We start from the raw sequence: 14659 nt of genomic DNA on the forward strand, positions 1-14659 counted from the left end.
TGCAGCCGGACTAGCTGCAGCCGGGAATCAGGTGCGGCGGAAGACCTCGAGGAGGAAGTGCTCCTCGCGGTGGTGGACGAGCCGCGTGAGGTCGGGGCGGCGTGCCAGTGCGGCGTGGACGTCCTCGCCGTGGCAGGCGTGGTCGTCCGACCGCCCCAGCCAGTGGCAGGCCGCGACGGTGCCGCCGGGTTCGGCCAGCCGCAGCAGTGCCGAGAGCAGGTCGTCGAGCCCGTCGGCCGGCGTGTAGTAGAGGAACTCCGAGAGCACCAACAGGTCGCAGGACCGCCTGGGCCACGGGTCCAACGCGTCGGCGGTGCGCACGTGCACGTGATCCAACCCCGCGCGGTCGATGCGCGCGCGGGCCTGCCCGGCGGCGGAGTCGACGACATCCACTGCGTGCACCTCGTCGCACCGCCCGGCGAGCATCTCGGTGAGCACCCCCACCGAGCAGGCGGGCTCGAAACACACGCGGTACCGCTGCTCGGGGAGAGAGGCGACGAGGAGCCCGTAGCGCCGCAGTTCGTACCAGGAGCCGGCGAAGTCCCAGGGGTCTGCCGACCCGGAGTACATCTCCTCGAAGTAGTGGCCCGGGGTGCTCACCAGAACACCGTCTCGGAGCGCGTGACCAGGCGGTCGAGGATCCAGTCGGGCAGGATCGCCTCGTCCCCCGGCCGATCGGACAGCGGAGCGACCTGGGTGACGAACTCCGCGACCGCCGCCTGCTTGGCGGCGAGCTCGGTGTCGGTGAGTACGACGCGGCGCCGCCGGTCCCAGGGCACGCGCCGATCGCCGGGCTCGGCCCAGTGCCAGGTCCACACCGGGTACTCCGCCAGTCGCGCTCCGATGGCGGCGCAGGCCCGGGCGGCCGCGCGTCCGGAGGCCTCGTGATCGGGGTGGCCGTCTCCGCGCCACGTGCTGAGCACCACGCAGTCCTCACCGGGGACGTCACCGATCGCCTCGGCGATCGCGTCGGCCAGACGCGTCTCGTGCCCGTGAACGCCGCCGTCTGGCAGGCCGACCCGCACCGGCTCCGGAAGGCCCAGCGCCGCGCAGGCGCGCCGGCTCTCGGAGATCCGCAGCGCGGCGAGCCGCGCGGGCGTCACCGTGGGGGAGTCGGGGTGCGAAGCGTCGCCGTCGGTGACGGCCACGATCACCACCTCCACCCCGGCTGCGGCGAACCGGGCGGCGGTGATGCCCACGCCGAGGATCTCGTCGTCGGGATGCGGCGCGACCACGACCACCCGCCGGATCCCGGACGGTACGGTCAGCTCCGGGTCGGCAGTACGCCCGCCGAACCAGGCATCCCAGTCGGCGTGGGGAGTGCCGCGGTCGTCGAGCCCGATGCCGGTCCAGTGGGTGGAACCGCCCTCGGCGGGATCGGTGGTCATCGCGCCCACCCGCCGTGGGTGCGGGCGGTGGCGCCCAGCCCGGCGAGGTCACGCTCGGCGTGGAACTGCCGGATGTACACCTCGGCGTCGAGGACGTTCTGCCCGTGACGCGGGTCCATCGCGAGCGGTCCCGGGCCGAGCGCCCGGCCGACGCGCCGGATGGTCTCGTCCACCGCGGCCTCGACCATCGCCCGCACGCGCACGGCCCGGTGGCGCGCGACGGTGAGGTCGGCGCCGGGTCCGTCGCGATCGACTTCCGCGGCGGCGGCGTCCAGCGCCCACGACGCCCCGCCCAGGGCCACGTCCACGGCGCCGAGGTGGGCCAGCGCGTGGGAGTCGATGTCGGGCCGGGTCGACCGTGCGAGCAGGGGCCGGGCCACGGCGATCCCGGCGCCCAGCCAGCAGGCGGCCACCCCGATCCCACCGTGCCAGAACCCGGGCCGCTCGAGGTAGGAGCGATGGTCGCCGACGGCGCGGGCCGGCACGTCGGTGAACTCGACGGCGGTGGTGCGGCTGCCCGCCATCCCCGGGTGCGCCCAGCCGCCCGCCCGGGGCGCGACACCGGGCTGGCGCAGGTCGACGGCGAAGAGGCGCGGCTCGTCGTCGTCGAACGCGGTGACCAGGGCGTTCGTGCACACGTCGCCGCCGGAGCACCAGGCCTTGACCCCGTCGAGTACCCACCCGCCGGCCGAGTCCCCGCCCGAGCCCGAGCCCGATCCCGAGCCCGAGCCCCCGCCCACGCGCCGGGCGCGGAGCACGGGCATCGGCGGTTCGGCCGCCCACACGCCCCACAGTTCGTCGCGCCCCACGCGGGTGCCGGAGATCTCGGCGAGGATCGCGTCGGCGTCGGCGTGGGCCTCGACCAGGCGGCCGGCGGAGACGTCCCGGGTGCACATCGCGGTGAGCTCGGACCATCTCGTGCGGGTGTCGCCGCGGGCGGGCAGGGGCAGGTCGGCGCGGCCGGCGCGGACCCATTCGCGGGCCAGGTCGGCGGACGAAGCGGCGTCCGGGGAGCCGCCGGGGGGCACGTCAGTGTTGCTCACGGGGCCTCCTTGCTCGCGGACACGCGGTCATGACGCGGTGGTCCCTGCGCTGGCGGTGCGTTCGTTGGCAGCGCGTTCGGTGGCGGCGCATTCCGTGGCGGCGAGGTGACCGGCGAAGCCACCGGGAGCGCGCGCGGTCCGGCGGGCCGAGGTCATCACCGGCGCGGCGGTGGACCACGCGACCGTCAGCCCGGCCGCCTGCGCGCGCCGGACCAGCTGGACGTCCTCGTGCACGGGGAGCGGGTCGAAGCCGCCGAGCCGCCGGTAGGCGCGGGCGGAGATGCCGATGTTGGCGCCGTGGATGTGCCGGTGGCCGGGACCCGGGTGGTAGCCCTCGAGGTAGCTCAGCCGGGTGGCGGGGGTCCAGTCCGACCAGTCGTCGACCGCGATCAGGCCCGCCACCACGTCGGCGCCGGAGCGGGCGACCGCCAGCTGGTCGGTGAGCCACGTGCGGGGCACGCGGGAGTCGGCGTCGGTGGTCGCGTACCAGCGCCGCGAGGGGGACGGCACGGAGCCGGGCGACGACGACGAGGGCCGCCGCAGCGAGTCGAACCCGCGCGCGCGGGCGATGCCGACGTTGCGGGCGCTCGTCCGCACGATCCGGGCCCGGCCCCGCGCGATCTCCTCGGTGGCATCGCGGCAGGAGTCCAGCACGACCGTCACGGTCACCGGGACCGGGGTGGCGGCGATGCAGTCCTCGAGCGCGTCGAGGCAGCCCGCCAGTAGGTCCTGCTCATCGTGGGCGGGGATCACGACGTCGACCCCGGTGTACTCCACGGCCGGTCAGAGGTTGGCGAAGAAGTCGGCCCAGTAGAAGTCCCAGAACGCCCACAGGATGACCCCGGCCACCGCGAGGTACCAGACCACCACGGGCACCAGGTGCCACCGCTGCAGTGCGCGCACCCACCGAGCCCGGGTGAGCTTGGCCAGCACGTGCAGCAACGTGTACCAGAACATGGGGATGGTGGCCGCCCACACGACCATGCACCACGGGCACAGGACCTGGATCTGGAAGATCGACTGGTAGGCCAACCAGTGGACGAAACCGGCGGCGAACGTCAGCCCGAGCAGCGCACCCACCCAGTACCAGCGCGGGAACCGCACCCCCGTGGCGGCGGCGACGCCGATCGCGATCACGATGCCGAACCCGATCAGCCCGATGAACGGGTTGGGGAACCCGAACGCCGCCCCCTGCTCGGAGTTGATGACGCTCTTGCAGCTCATGAGGATGGAGAAGTTGCACGCCGGCGTGTAGTCCGGGTTCTCCAGCAGCCGGATCTTGTCCAGGCTGAGCTGGAACGACGCGACCAACGCGAGGGCCGAGCCGAGTGTCAGGAGCACGCCGATCCACCGGTCGGTGAACACGCGCGCGCCGATCGTGTCGGGGGCGGCGTCGTCGGCGGTGGCCGCGGCGGGGGAGATCGTCACCGGGCCGGCGGGGGCGCCCTGGGTGTCGCCGTGCCCGGGGTCGACGGGCCGGGGGTCGACGGGCCGGGGGTCGACGTGCTCGGCGTCTGTGGTCTCGCGCATACGCACAGGCTACCGGGGCGGGTGCGCGGTTAGAGTGGTGGATCTGCGGCCATTCAGGTGTGCGTCCCACCACCCGTGCGACCCGCACACCCCCGCTCGACGAACCCCCTACCCGGAGGATCCACACGCGTGACCACCACCGCCCCCGCCACCACTCCCGCGACCGCCGCACTGTCCGGTCTGGCGGGTGCGGTCCTGGCCAACTCGGCGCTGGCCGACCTGCGCGAGGGTCTGGACCGCGACGCGGCGGTGGTCCGGGCGCCCGAGGCGCTGCGGCCGTTCCTCGTCGCCGCCGTGGCGCAGCGCGCCCCGTTGTTGGTGGTGACGGCCACGGAACGCGAGTGCGAGGAACTGGCCGACGAGCTGTCGGGGCTGTACGACGACGAGGTGGCGCAGTTCCCGAGCTGGGAGACCTTGCCGCACGAGCGTCTCTCGCCGGCGGCGGACACGATCGGTCGCCGGCTCGAGGTGCTGAACTCGGTGTTGTCGGGGCGGCCCCCGGGGATCGTCGTGGCGGCGGCGCGGTCGGTGGTGCAGCCGATCTCGCCCGGCGCGGCCCGCCGGGAGCCGGTGCGGCTGGCGAAGGGCGCCGAGCTGGACCCCACCGACCTCATGGTTCGGCTGGCCGAGTTCGCGTACCTGCGTGAGGACATGGTCGCCCGGCGCGGGGACGTGGCGGTGCGCGGCGGCATCGTGGACGTCTTCCCGACCACCGCCGACCACCCGCTGCGCATCGAGTTCGACGGCGACACGATCGCCGAGATCCGCGAGTTCTCCGTGGCCGACCAGCGCTCCCTGCCCGACGGCGAGGTGGAGTCCGCGGTGCTGTTCCCGTGCCGCGAGCTCCTGCTCGACGACGCCGTGCGGGCCAGGGCGGGGGAGCTGGCCGCCGAGCACCGCGCCAACCCGACGCTCGCCGAGCTGCTCGATTCGCTGGCCGAGGGCATCCCGCGCGACGGCATGGAGGCCCTGACCTCGGTGCTCGTGCCGGAGGACATGACGACCCTGCCGATGCTCATGCCCGCCGACACCCGCGTGGTGGTGTGCGATCCGGACAAGGTCCGCCGCCGCGCCGCCGACCTGGCCTCCGCCGGTCGGGAGTTCCTCGAGGCCTCGTGGACCGCGGCCACCATGGGCGGCGACGCCCCCGTGGACAGCGAGACGCTGGACCTGTCCGGCTCGGGCTACCGCACCTTCTCCGCCGTCCGCTCCGAGGCCACCGAGGCGGGCCGCGCGTGGTGGCAGCTCGTCCCGCCCGGGTTCCTCACCGACCCCGAGGACGGCGCGGTCATCACCGTCCCCGCCGGCGACCCGCCCGCCCCGCGCGGCAAGGACTCCGAGATGGAGGCCATGTTCGTCCGGCTCCGCGCCCTCGTCGGCGGCGGCGGACGGGCCGCGATGGTCGTGCCCGGTCACGGCACCGTCGCCCGCATCCTGGAACGCCTGTCCGAGGCCGAGGTCCCCGCCACGGCCGCGACGGCGGGATCCGAGCCCGCCTCCGGACTGGTGTCGGTCTACGAGGCGGTCCTGCACGGCGGGTTCTCGCTCACCACCGGCGCTGGCGCCGCCGGGGTGGCCGATGACCTCGTCGTCGTCTCCGAAACGGACCTCACCGGCAACCGCCTCGGCTCCACCACCCGCCCCAAGGCCCGCCACTCCAAGCGCCGCAACCAGGTCGACCCGCTGGCACTGAAGGCCGGCGACTGGGTGGTGCACGACCAGCACGGCATCGGCAAGTTCGTGGAGATGGTCGAACGGCAGGTGCGCGGTGGCGACGGCTCCTCACGGCGCGAATACCTGGTCATCGAGTACGCGCCCGGCAAGCGCGGCGCGGCCGGGGATCGGCTCTACGTGCCCATGGAGTCGCTCGGGCAGCTCAGCCGCTACGTCGGCGGCGAGGCCCCGACGCTGTCCAAGATGGGCGGCGCCGACTGGCAGAACACCAAGCGCAAGGCCCGCAAGGCCGTCCGCGAGATCGCGACCGAGCTGGTCCAGCTGTACGCCAAGCGGCAGTCCGCGCCCGGGCGCGCCTTCGGCCCCGACACCCCGTGGCAGCGCGAAATGGAGGACGCGTTCCCCTTCACGGAGACCGTCGACCAGCTCACGGCGATCGAGGACGTCAAGCACGACATGGAGAAGACCGCCCCCATGGACCGCGTGGTGGTGGGCGACGTCGGCTACGGCAAGACCGAGGTCGCCGTGCGCGCCGCGTTCAAGGCCGTGCAGGACGGCACCCAGGTCGCGGTGCTGGTGCCGACCACGCTGCTCGCGCAGCAGCACCTGGCCACGTTCGCCGAGCGCATGACCGGCTTCCCCGTGACGATCCGTGGACTGAGCCGCTTCACCTCCGACGCCGAGGCCAAGAAGATCCTCGCCGGGTTGGCGGACGGGACAGTGGACGTGGTGATCGGCACGCACCGGCTGCTCGCCACGGGCGTGCGGTGGAAGAACCTCGGCCTGGTGATCGTGGACGAGGAGCAGCGCTTCGGCGTGGAGCACAAAGAGCACATCACGTCCCTGCGCACCCACGTGGACGTGCTCACCATGTCCGCCACCCCGATCCCGCGAACCCTGGAGATGTCGCTGGCGGGCATCCGCGAGATGAGCCAGATCCTCACCCCGCCCGAGGAGCGCCTGCCGGTCCTGACGTACGTGGGCGCGCACTCGGACAAGCACGTCGCCGCCGCCATCCGGCGCGAGCTGCTGCGCGAGGGGCAGATCTTCTACGTCCACAACCGCGTGCGGACCATCGACTCCACCGCCGCGAAGATCCGCGACCTGGTGCCCGAGGCGCGCGTCGTGGTGGCGCACGGGCAGATGGGGGAGGAGCAGCTCGAGCAGACGGTCGGCGGCTTCTGGAACCGCGACTATGACGTGCTGGTGTGTACGACCATCGTCGAGACGGGCCTGGACATCTCCAACGCCAACACGCTCATCGTGGACCGCTCCGACCAGCTTGGCCTGTCGCAGATGCACCAGCTGCGAGGCCGCGTGGGCCGGTCACGTGAGCGTGGGTACGCCTACTTCCTGTACGACCCGGAGAAGCCGCTCACCGAGACCGCGTACGACCGGCTCGCGACGATCGCGCAGAACAACGACCTCGGCGCCGGCATGGCCGTGGCGATGAAGGACCTCGAGCTGCGCGGCGCCGGCAACGTTCTGGGTGCCGAGCAGTCGGGGCACATCGCGGGCGTCGGGTTCGACCTCTACATCCGTCTCGTGGGCGAGGCGGTGGAGGCGTACCGCGCGATCGCCGACGGGGAGAAGGTGGAGGTCGAGGAGGAGGTCGGCGAGATCCGCATCGAGCTGCCCGTCGACGCGTACATCCCCGTGGAGTACGTCGACGGCGACCGGCTCCGGCTCGAGGCGTACCGCAAGCTGTCGCAGGCGCGGGAGGCCGCCGACATCGACGCCGTGGTCGAGGAGCTGCTCGACCGCTACGGGCCGCTACCCGCCGAGGCCCGCCGCGTGGTGTCCGTCTCGCGGCTGCGGCTGGTCGCGCAGAAGTACCGGGTCCGTGAGATCGTCCTGGCCGGATCGCGCCTGCGCGTCGGCCCGCTCGACCTGCTGGACTCGCAGCAGATGCGGCTCAAGCGCATGTACCCGGCCGCGCAGTACCGGGCCACGCAGAAGACCGTGCTGCTCCCGCTGCCCAAGGCGGCCGGCGCCCGCGCCGGTGCGGGTGGGGAGAAGGCGCGCGACGACGAGATGCTGCAGTACGCCGCCGACTTCCTCACGGCGATGGCCGGGGATCCGGAGGGGTCGAACCCGGTGATCCAGCCGGAGACGGTGCCCGCGCGATGAGCCCGGGCGGCGGGCGGCCCGCCTCCGACGCGGACCCCGGCGGCGCGGCGCGCGGCCACAGTGGCCCCGGCGGCCCCGGCGGCCCCGGCGGCCCCGGCGGCGCCCGCGATCCCCGCCGAGAAGAGGATTTCGCACGAGTCCACTCGACCGATACGGGCGAAACCCTCTTCTCGACGGGCGCCGGGGACCGGCTGGCCGAAGCCATCGAGGTGATGGCCCGCATCCGCCGCGACGGCGAGTGGGAGTCCGCCCAGACCCACGCCTCGCTCCTGCCGTACCTGCTCGAGGAGTCGTGGGAGCTGGTCGACGCGGTGGCCGACGGTGACCGCGACGAGCTGGTCTCCGAGCTCGGCGACCTGCTGCTCCAGGTGCTGTTCCATGCCGCGATCGGAGCCGAGCGGGACGAGTCGCCGTTCGACGTGCAGGACGTGGCCGGGGCGCTGCTCGACAAGCTCCGACGCCGGGCGCCGTACTGGTTCACCGACGGGCCCGGTCGTGGGCACGGGGCCCTCGATGCCGTCGAGCAGGACCGACTGTGGCAGGAGGCCAAGGCCGCCGAGCGTGCCGACCGCCCGCCGCGCGGTGTGGTCGAGGGGATCTCCTGGGACATGCCCGCGCTGGCGCTGGGGCAGAAGGTTCTCGAGCGCGCCCGGTCGGCCGGGATCCCCGACGATCTCGTGCCCGATCGGATGCGGGTCGTCCACGTCGGTGCCGGGGGGTTGTTCCACGCCGCCGCCCACGCCGCCGACGAGGCCTCCGACGCCGACGGCTCCGGCTCGGCGGAGGTCGAGTACCGACGGGTGGTCCGCGAGTTCGCCGAGACCGTCAGGGCCGCGGAGTCGCGGCTGCCCGTGCCCGCGGCCGAGGCCGGCGCGGATGAGTGGCGTGCCGCGTGGCACCGCCGCACCGACCGGCACTGATCCACACCTCGGGAACACCCGCCTCCCGCACGCCGCCGACCAGCCCGCCGCCGACCCGCCCACGGGTGCGCCCGGCCGAGGGGTGGTCCTCGCAGTCACCTGCTGAGGGATGTGAGCCCACTCTTAAGTTGACGGCACTCCGTTCGCGGAGCGCACACTCGCCGGGGTCGACCGCTGCCGCTTGATCTTGGGCCATCGGCGCAGGCAGGACCCGCAATGTTTGCATCCGTCCGCAACTATCTGGGGTCGGTGATCTGGCAACGTTCATCCACAACATTCCCTGAGCATCGGCCTCGGCACCGAGGTCCGTTTGGGGTTTTCCTCCATCCTGTGACCGGGTCGCAGGCCGTCGAACGGTGAGGAGCGGACTCCATTTTGGACCTCCCGACAATGCCTCTCACCTTGGCGATTCTCAGTTTCCCGTCAGGGTTCTCTATGCTGGGCCCGTTGTTCTGACAATAAAAGAGAGAAAGGCAGATATGGATTTGCTCGGCTCTCCCGCGCTGAGTGCGACTGCGCTTGTATTGCTACTGCTGCTGTTCTACGGCGGCACCATGGTCATGTCCATGCGGATCGCTCGCAAGGACGAGAACGCTGACAACTACATGACGGCCGGTCACCGGATCGGATTCGGCATCTCGGCCGCGTCGATGACGGCCACCTGGATCTGGGCCTCGTCGATGTACGCCTCGGTCAACTCCGGCTACCTCTACGGTGTGTCGGGACCGATCCACTACGGGCTCTGGGGTGCCCTGATGATCCTGTTCATCTACCCCTTCGGCCGGCGCATCCGAAAGGTCGCGCCCCAGGCTCACACCCTGGCCGAGGTCATGTTCGCGCGCCACGGGCGCTCCTCCCAGCTGATGCTGGCCGGCTCCAACATCCTGGGCTCGGTCATCTCGCTGACGTCGAACTTCATCGCCGGTGGCGCCCTGATCGCCATGCTCAGCCCGTTCAGCTTCATGCAGGGCATCATCGTGATCGCCGCCGGTGTGCTGCTCTACACGCTGTGGTCCGGCTTCCGCGCCTCGGTGCTCACGGACTTCGCCCAGGTGCTGGCCATGCTCGGCGCGGTCATCATCATCGTGCCGTCGATGTTCTTCTTCCTCGGCGGTGTCGAGGTGTTCTCCATGGGTGCGGCCAACCTGACCCCGCAGCAGAGCAACTTCTTCTCCTCGGACGCGTTCCTCAACCAGGGCGCGCCGTACATCGCGGCCGTGCTGGCCTACGCGATCGGCAACCAGACCATCGCCCAGCGCTTGTTCGCGGTGCGCGAGGACCTGATCAAGCCGACGTTCATCACGGCGACGATCGGCTACGGCGCCACGATCATCGGCATCGGCATGGTGGGCGTGCTCGCCCTGTACGCGGGTATCGATCCGGTGGACGGCGACCCCAACAACATCCTGCCGCAGGTGGCTGCCGAGTACCTGCCGGGCGTCCTGGTCGCGGTGTTCTTCATCATGATCATCGGTTCGCTGTCGTCGACCGCGGACTCCGACCTGTCGGCCATGTCGTCGATCGCCATGACCGACGTCTACGGGCAGAGTCTGCGCAGCAAGGGCAAGGTGCCCAACCCGCGCACGATGCTCATCGTGGGCCGGCTCACGATGGTCGTCGCCACCGCTGCGGCGCTGGTGTTCGCCAACATCCGGTTCAACATCCTGGACCTGCTGGTCTTCGTGGGTGCCCTGTGGGGTGCCCTGGTGTTCCCGGTGATCGCGAGCTTCTACTGGAAGAAGGTCACCAACATGGCCTTCACCGTGTCCGTGCTCGCGGCGCTCGCGGTGTTCCTCCCGACCCGTTTCGGTGCCATCCCGGACAGCGGCGTGCTCGCGTACGGCATCGAGGCGCTGGCGGTGGTCGGCGTGGGCGTGGTGCTCGGGCTGATGGTCTTCGGGTTCTTCGGCCTGCGCCCGGCGCTGGTCGTCGGCGCGATCGCGGCCCTGGGCAGTGCGCCGTTCATCTTCGGATTCCTGCGTGACTACGACACCCTGACCGCTTCGCTCGTGGCGTACGCCGTGAGCACGATCGTCTGTGCCGCGATGTCCTTCCGTAGCTCGATGGACTTCGACTTCGCCAAGATCGCCGCCCGCACCGCCGACTACGACACGGCGGAATCGGCGGAGGCCCTCGAGGCGCAGTCCGACGACGACGGCCGCGACCAGAACGTCCGAACCGATGACGACGACGACGACCTCGTCCGCGTCTAGGAAGGAAGGCAGCTGACAATGACACCGATCCTTCTCACGATCTACGTCCTGATCTGGCCCGTCATCGTGGCCGGCGTCCTCGCCGTCCTCGTACATGGCTTCGTCAAGGAGGCCGCCGAGGCCAGGCGCGAAGGCGACCCGATCATCTAGGTCGCCACAGAGCTGGCCCGTTGCAGAGCAGAGCCCCCGGTAGGCAGTCGCCGACCGGGGGCTCTGCTCATGACCGAACCACGACCACGCCGAGTGCGAGCCCCGGACCGGGCGCGAGTCTCAGGCCAGGAGTGAGGCGTCGACCTCGTCCCACGAGCTGGCGCCGCTCAGCGACATGGTGAGGTCGATCTCGGCGAGCAGGTTGTCGAGCACCTCGCCGACGCCGTGTTCGCCGGCGATGGCCAGGCCGTAGACGTGGGGCCGGCCGATCGTCACCGCGTTCGCGCCGCACGCCATGGCCTTGACGACGTCGGTGCCGTTGCGGATGCCGGAGTCGAGCAGCAGTGTCGGCTCCGGGCCGACCGCCTCGCGGATCGCCACGAGGGAGTCGAGGGTGCCGATCGACCCGTCGACCTGGCGGCCGCCGTGGTTGGACACCATGACCGCGTCGACACCGGCATCGAACGCCTGCCGGGCGTCATCGGGGTGCAGGACGCCCTTGAGGACGATCGGCAGCCTCGTCCGGTCCCGCAGGGTCGCCAGGTGGTCCCAGCTCAGTGCCGGGTTGGAGAACGTGTCGAGGAACGTCTGCACGGCGGCGCGGGTCTCGGGGGCGCGCAGGTTCTCCCGCGTCGAGCCCGGGTGGTTGCGCGCCATCTCGAGCAGCGTCAGCGCCGCCTGCGGGGTGACCTTGACGGCAGCGGCATCGGCATCGGCATCGGCGCCCGCCGCGGCCTCGCGCTCGACCCGCTCCGCGACCAACTGCCGGAAACGCGGGTCCGAGGTGTACTGCGCTATCCCGACGCCGCGGGTGAACGGCAGCGAACCGAGGTCGAGGTCCCACGGCCGCCAGCCGAGGGTGGTGGTGTCGAGCGTGACGACCAGGGCCCCGGCGTCGATCGCCTCGGCGCGGGCGATGAAGCTGTCGACCAGCTGCTCGTCGCTGCTCCAGTACAGCTGGAACCAGCGGGGGCTGTCCTGCATCGCCGCGGCCGTGGCCTCCATGGGCGAGGAACCCTGCGAGGAGAAGATGTACGGAAGTCCGCGCCTGGCGGCGGCCCGGCCGACCATGACGTCGGCGTCGCGACGGATGAGTCCGGCGGCGCCGATCGGAGCCACCAGGACGGGCGCGGGGAGCGTCTGCCCGAGCACCGTGGTGGAGATGTCGCGCCGGGAGGTGTTGCGGAGCATGCGCGGCACCAGTCGCCGGCGGTCGAAGGCCTCGCGGTTGGCGGCCATCGTCTGCCCCGAGCCGGCGCCTCCGTAGACGTAGGCCCAGGCCTTCTTGCCGCCGGGTCGTCGCAGGAGCGCGCGGCGGGCGGCGGCTTCGAGCTTCTCGGCGCCGGTCGGTACCGCGGGGGTGATCCCGGAGACGCCGGAGCGGTAGATGATGTTCTGGCGCGCGCGGCCGAGGGTGCCTGTGATGGGGGTCACGAAGTCTGCCGTCATAGCCGTGAGCGTACTGAGGCCTTCATCGCGTGCGCGGAGGAGGTGCCGCCCGGCGGGTCTACTCCGCGCTTCCGTCGGGCCGGTCGGACTGGTCCGCGCTGTCGACGAGCCGACGGACCATGGCGGTCGAGGACTGTCCGGGAAGCGTCGGCACGGAGCCCACTGCCTCGAACCCGAACCGCTCGTAGAGGCGACGGCTCGCCGGGGTGGTGGATTCGAGGAACGCCAGCGGGTTCGCGGAGTGGTCGACGACCCTCAGGCGGTGCGCCAGCAGTGCCGATCCGACGCCCTTGCCGCGGGCCTGGGGACCGGTGCCGATGTCGCGGATGTACCAGTGCGGTTCGGTGGGCCGGTAGGCCTCGATCTGGAGGGTGTGCCGTGCGCCGCGGCCCAGGGGGAGCCGGCCCAGCGTCCACAGGGCCGCACCGGAGATCGCTCTCCGGGCGGTGCCGAGAGCGCCGGGCGCGGCAGGGGGCTGCCACAGGACCGCGCCGACGACGCGGCCGTCGTCCATCGCGACGTCGACCCACTGGGGGTGTCGCCGCACCCGGCGGAGGTAGTACGAGGTGAGTTTTGTGTGCCGGGTCTCGTCCTCGGGCAGCGTGACCGACCATGCGGGGTCGTCGCGGAACGCCTCGCTGAGGATGCGGGCGATCGCGGGCGCGTCGGCGCGTGTGGCGGTTCGGACGGTGACCATGGGCGGGCTCCTGGCGGGTGCGGGTCGGGTGCGGCGTCGGGCTCTTACGTCAGGTGCGCCGTGGTCAGACAGGTGAGGTCGTCGTCGCCGGTGGCGATCGGCACTGTCGAGGACTTCCCGTCGTGCTCGACTGTGAGGGTGCCGGTGAGGTCGCGGGGGAGCCACAGGCCGACGAACCCGTTGTCGTAGGCCGTGCGGGTCTCGTCGACGACCGTCTGCCCCGCCTCGTCGGTCACGGTGATGTCGACGGGCTCGCCGGCCATCTCGCCGAGGCAGGTGGTCAGACTGTGGAAGAGACAGTCGTGGGTCTGGTCCTCGTAGGGCGCGACGGCGAGGTAGAAGTGCTCGTCCGGCATCGGCAGGGTCGCGATGGAGCCGCCGGCGGTGTCGGTGAGGACGAGCTCGGTCGGCTGGACCGAGGCGAGGAGGGTGGCGGGGCGCTCGGCGACGGGCATGGTGTCGAGGTGCTCGATCACCCCGCGGGCGTCCATATCGGCCAGCCCGTACCGGTCGAGGACCTCGGTCGCCGCGGCCTGTCTCGACTCGCTCTGGTTCTGCCCGCTCTGGTTTTGCCCGCTGAGGCTCTGGTCCGCCTGGCCGGGTTGGGTGGCGCCGCAGGCGGTGAGGGTGAGCCAGCTCGCGGTGAGGGCCGCGGCCAGGGCCCGGCGACGCAGTCGAGGGGTGGTGGTCATTGCTGGGCGGGCTCCTTGCCGGGTATCACGCTGTCGGGTATCACGCTGCCGGGTGCCACGTGGCCTGTCAGGCCTTACATCGCGGCGAGCATCTCACGCATGCGCGCCAGTTCCTGCTGCTGGGTGTCGATGATCGACCGGGCCAGGTCGATGGTCGGCTGATAGGTGCCGTCCGCTACCTCCCCCTGTGCCATGTCGATGGCGCCCTCGTGGTGGGCGATCATCTGCTCCAAGTACAACCGCGCGGCGTCGGTGCCCTCGGCGTCGAACAACTGCTGGAGCTCGTCGGCGGAGAGCATGCCGTCCATCATCGACATGTCGTTGCCCATCACGGGCATGCCGCCGCCGCCGTGACCCCGATGGCCGTCGCGCGGTCCGGGCGGCTGGCCCCATTGATCGAGCCACGCCTCCATCTGATCGATCTCGGGGTTCTGTCCGGCCTTGATCTTCTCGGCGAGGGCGGTGACGTCGGCGGGCACGTCGGGCTTGGCGAGCATGATGTCGCTCATCTCGATCGCCTGCTCGTGGTGCGGGATCATCATCCGCACGAACATGACGTCGGCGGCCGAGCGCTCACCCTCATCGGCGGGAGCGTCGGCGCCGGGCTCGGGCGGGGCGTTCGTGCCGGACTCCGCGCTGGCGTCGGCGGAGGTGCTGGCCGGCGCAGTCGCGGTATCGCCCCCGACCCCGCCCCCGGCGCAGGCGGTCAACGCCAGCGCGGACGCGATCACGGCGGCGGAGACCAGGAGCTTCGTGCGGGTCATGGCGGGTGT

13 protein-coding genes are annotated in these 14659 nt (G+C 71.9%); 4 read left to right on the forward strand and 9 right to left on the reverse strand.

From position 1 onward, the window contains the following. Window positions 1-27: 27 nt before the first annotated feature. The 5 genes from AC3DEV_RS08955 to AC3DEV_RS08975 are packed head-to-tail and all read right to left on the reverse strand — an operon-like array spanning window position 28 to window position 3961. A complete protein-coding gene (locus AC3DEV_RS08955) occupies window positions 28-600 on the reverse strand; it encodes a class I SAM-dependent methyltransferase (protein WP_488371863.1) in 573 nt (190 codons plus the stop codon). Beyond that, on the reverse strand, window positions 597-1388 hold the full coding sequence (locus AC3DEV_RS08960) for a PIG-L deacetylase family protein (protein ID WP_488371864.1): 792 nt from the start codon (window positions 1386-1388) through the stop codon (window positions 597-599). Before AC3DEV_RS08960 ends, AC3DEV_RS08955 begins: the two co-directional genes overlap by 4 nt. Then, window positions 1385-2431, reverse strand: a complete 1047-nt coding sequence (locus tag AC3DEV_RS08965) for an acyl-CoA dehydrogenase (RefSeq protein WP_488371865.1) — start codon at window positions 2429-2431, stop codon at window positions 1385-1387. Before AC3DEV_RS08965 ends, AC3DEV_RS08960 begins: the two co-directional genes overlap by 4 nt. Before the next feature lie 27 nt (window positions 2432-2458). Beyond that, window positions 2459-3208 carry a glycosyltransferase family 2 protein gene (locus AC3DEV_RS08970; RefSeq protein ID WP_488371866.1) on the reverse strand — a complete coding sequence of 250 codons (750 nt, stop codon included), beginning with the start codon at window positions 3206-3208 and terminating at the stop codon, window positions 2459-2461. A 6-nt stretch (window positions 3209-3214) separates the two neighbouring features. Beyond that, window positions 3215-3961, reverse strand: a complete 747-nt coding sequence (locus AC3DEV_RS08975; RefSeq protein ID WP_488371867.1) for a vitamin K epoxide reductase family protein — start codon at window positions 3959-3961, stop codon at window positions 3215-3217. A 129-nt stretch (window positions 3962-4090) separates the two neighbouring features. Between AC3DEV_RS08975 and mfd the strand changes: the two genes are divergently transcribed. From mfd to AC3DEV_RS08995, 4 genes are all read left to right on the forward strand, one after another. Then, window positions 4091-7765 (forward strand): transcription-repair coupling factor, encoded by a 3675-nt coding sequence (gene mfd / locus AC3DEV_RS08980; RefSeq protein WP_488371868.1) that lies wholly within the window; start codon window positions 4091-4093, stop codon window positions 7763-7765. Continuing rightward, window positions 7762-8685 carry a MazG nucleotide pyrophosphohydrolase domain-containing protein gene (locus tag AC3DEV_RS08985; protein ID WP_488371869.1) on the forward strand — a complete coding sequence of 308 codons (924 nt, stop codon included), beginning with the start codon at window positions 7762-7764 and terminating at the stop codon, window positions 8683-8685. The genes mfd and AC3DEV_RS08985 overlap by 4 nt, the downstream gene beginning before the upstream one ends. A 479-nt stretch (window positions 8686-9164) precedes the next feature. Further along, complete coding sequence (locus AC3DEV_RS08990; protein WP_488371870.1) at window positions 9165-10898, forward strand: sodium:solute symporter family protein; 1734 nt, start codon at window positions 9165-9167, stop codon at window positions 10896-10898. Window positions 10899-10916: 18 nt separating this feature from the next. Beyond that, a complete protein-coding gene (locus AC3DEV_RS08995; RefSeq protein ID WP_241729263.1) occupies window positions 10917-11048 on the forward strand; it encodes a putative transporter small subunit in 132 nt (43 codons plus the stop codon). Window positions 11049-11168: 120 nt separating this feature from the next. On the opposite strand, the gene AC3DEV_RS09000 is transcribed toward AC3DEV_RS08995, so the two are convergent. From AC3DEV_RS09000 to AC3DEV_RS09015, 4 genes are all read right to left on the reverse strand, one after another. Continuing rightward, entirely contained in the window at window positions 11169-12497 is a 1329-nt protein-coding gene (locus AC3DEV_RS09000) for an alpha-hydroxy-acid oxidizing protein (RefSeq protein ID WP_096907138.1), read from the reverse strand. Between the two features lie 58 nt (window positions 12498-12555). Continuing rightward, window positions 12556-13194 (reverse strand): GNAT family N-acetyltransferase, encoded by a 639-nt coding sequence (locus AC3DEV_RS09005; RefSeq protein WP_488371871.1) that lies wholly within the window; start codon window positions 13192-13194, stop codon window positions 12556-12558. A 44-nt stretch (window positions 13195-13238) separates the two neighbouring features. Further along, window positions 13239-13886 (reverse strand): CueP family metal-binding protein, encoded by a 648-nt coding sequence (locus tag AC3DEV_RS09010; RefSeq protein WP_488371872.1) that lies wholly within the window; start codon window positions 13884-13886, stop codon window positions 13239-13241. A gap of 74 nt (window positions 13887-13960) precedes the next feature. After that, a complete protein-coding gene (locus tag AC3DEV_RS09015) occupies window positions 13961-14650 on the reverse strand; it encodes a DUF305 domain-containing protein (RefSeq protein ID WP_488371873.1) in 690 nt (229 codons plus the stop codon). Window positions 14651-14659: the final 9 nt, after the last annotated feature.

The sequence above is a fragment of the Dietzia sp. IBK-p2-15D genome (assembly GCF_057773105.1).

Excerpts from the sequence above, each read along its gene's own strand:
- AC3DEV_RS08960 (WP_488371864.1), bottom strand. The coding sequence starts at position 1,388 with ATGACCACCGATCCCGCCGAGGGCGGTTCCACCCACTGGACCGGCATC.
- AC3DEV_RS08975 (WP_488371867.1), bottom strand. The coding sequence starts at position 3,961 with ATGCGCGAGACCACAGACGCCGAGCACGTCGACCCCCGGCCCGTCGAC.
- AC3DEV_RS08985 (WP_488371869.1), top strand. The coding sequence starts at position 7,762 with ATGAGCCCGGGCGGCGGGCGGCCCGCCTCCGACGCGGACCCCGGCGGC.
- AC3DEV_RS08990 (WP_488371870.1), top strand. The coding sequence starts at position 9,165 with ATGGATTTGCTCGGCTCTCCCGCGCTGAGTGCGACTGCGCTTGTATTG.
- AC3DEV_RS08995 (WP_241729263.1), top strand. The coding sequence starts at position 10,917 with ATGACACCGATCCTTCTCACGATCTACGTCCTGATCTGGCCCGTCATC.
- AC3DEV_RS09000 (WP_096907138.1), bottom strand. The coding sequence starts at position 12,497 with ATGACGGCAGACTTCGTGACCCCCATCACAGGCACCCTCGGCCGCGCG.
- AC3DEV_RS09005 (WP_488371871.1), bottom strand. The coding sequence starts at position 13,194 with ATGGTCACCGTCCGAACCGCCACACGCGCCGACGCGCCCGCGATCGCC.
- AC3DEV_RS09010 (WP_488371872.1), bottom strand. The coding sequence starts at position 13,886 with ATGACCACCACCCCTCGACTGCGTCGCCGGGCCCTGGCCGCGGCCCTC.
- AC3DEV_RS09015 (WP_488371873.1), bottom strand. The coding sequence starts at position 14,650 with ATGACCCGCACGAAGCTCCTGGTCTCCGCCGCCGTGATCGCGTCCGCG.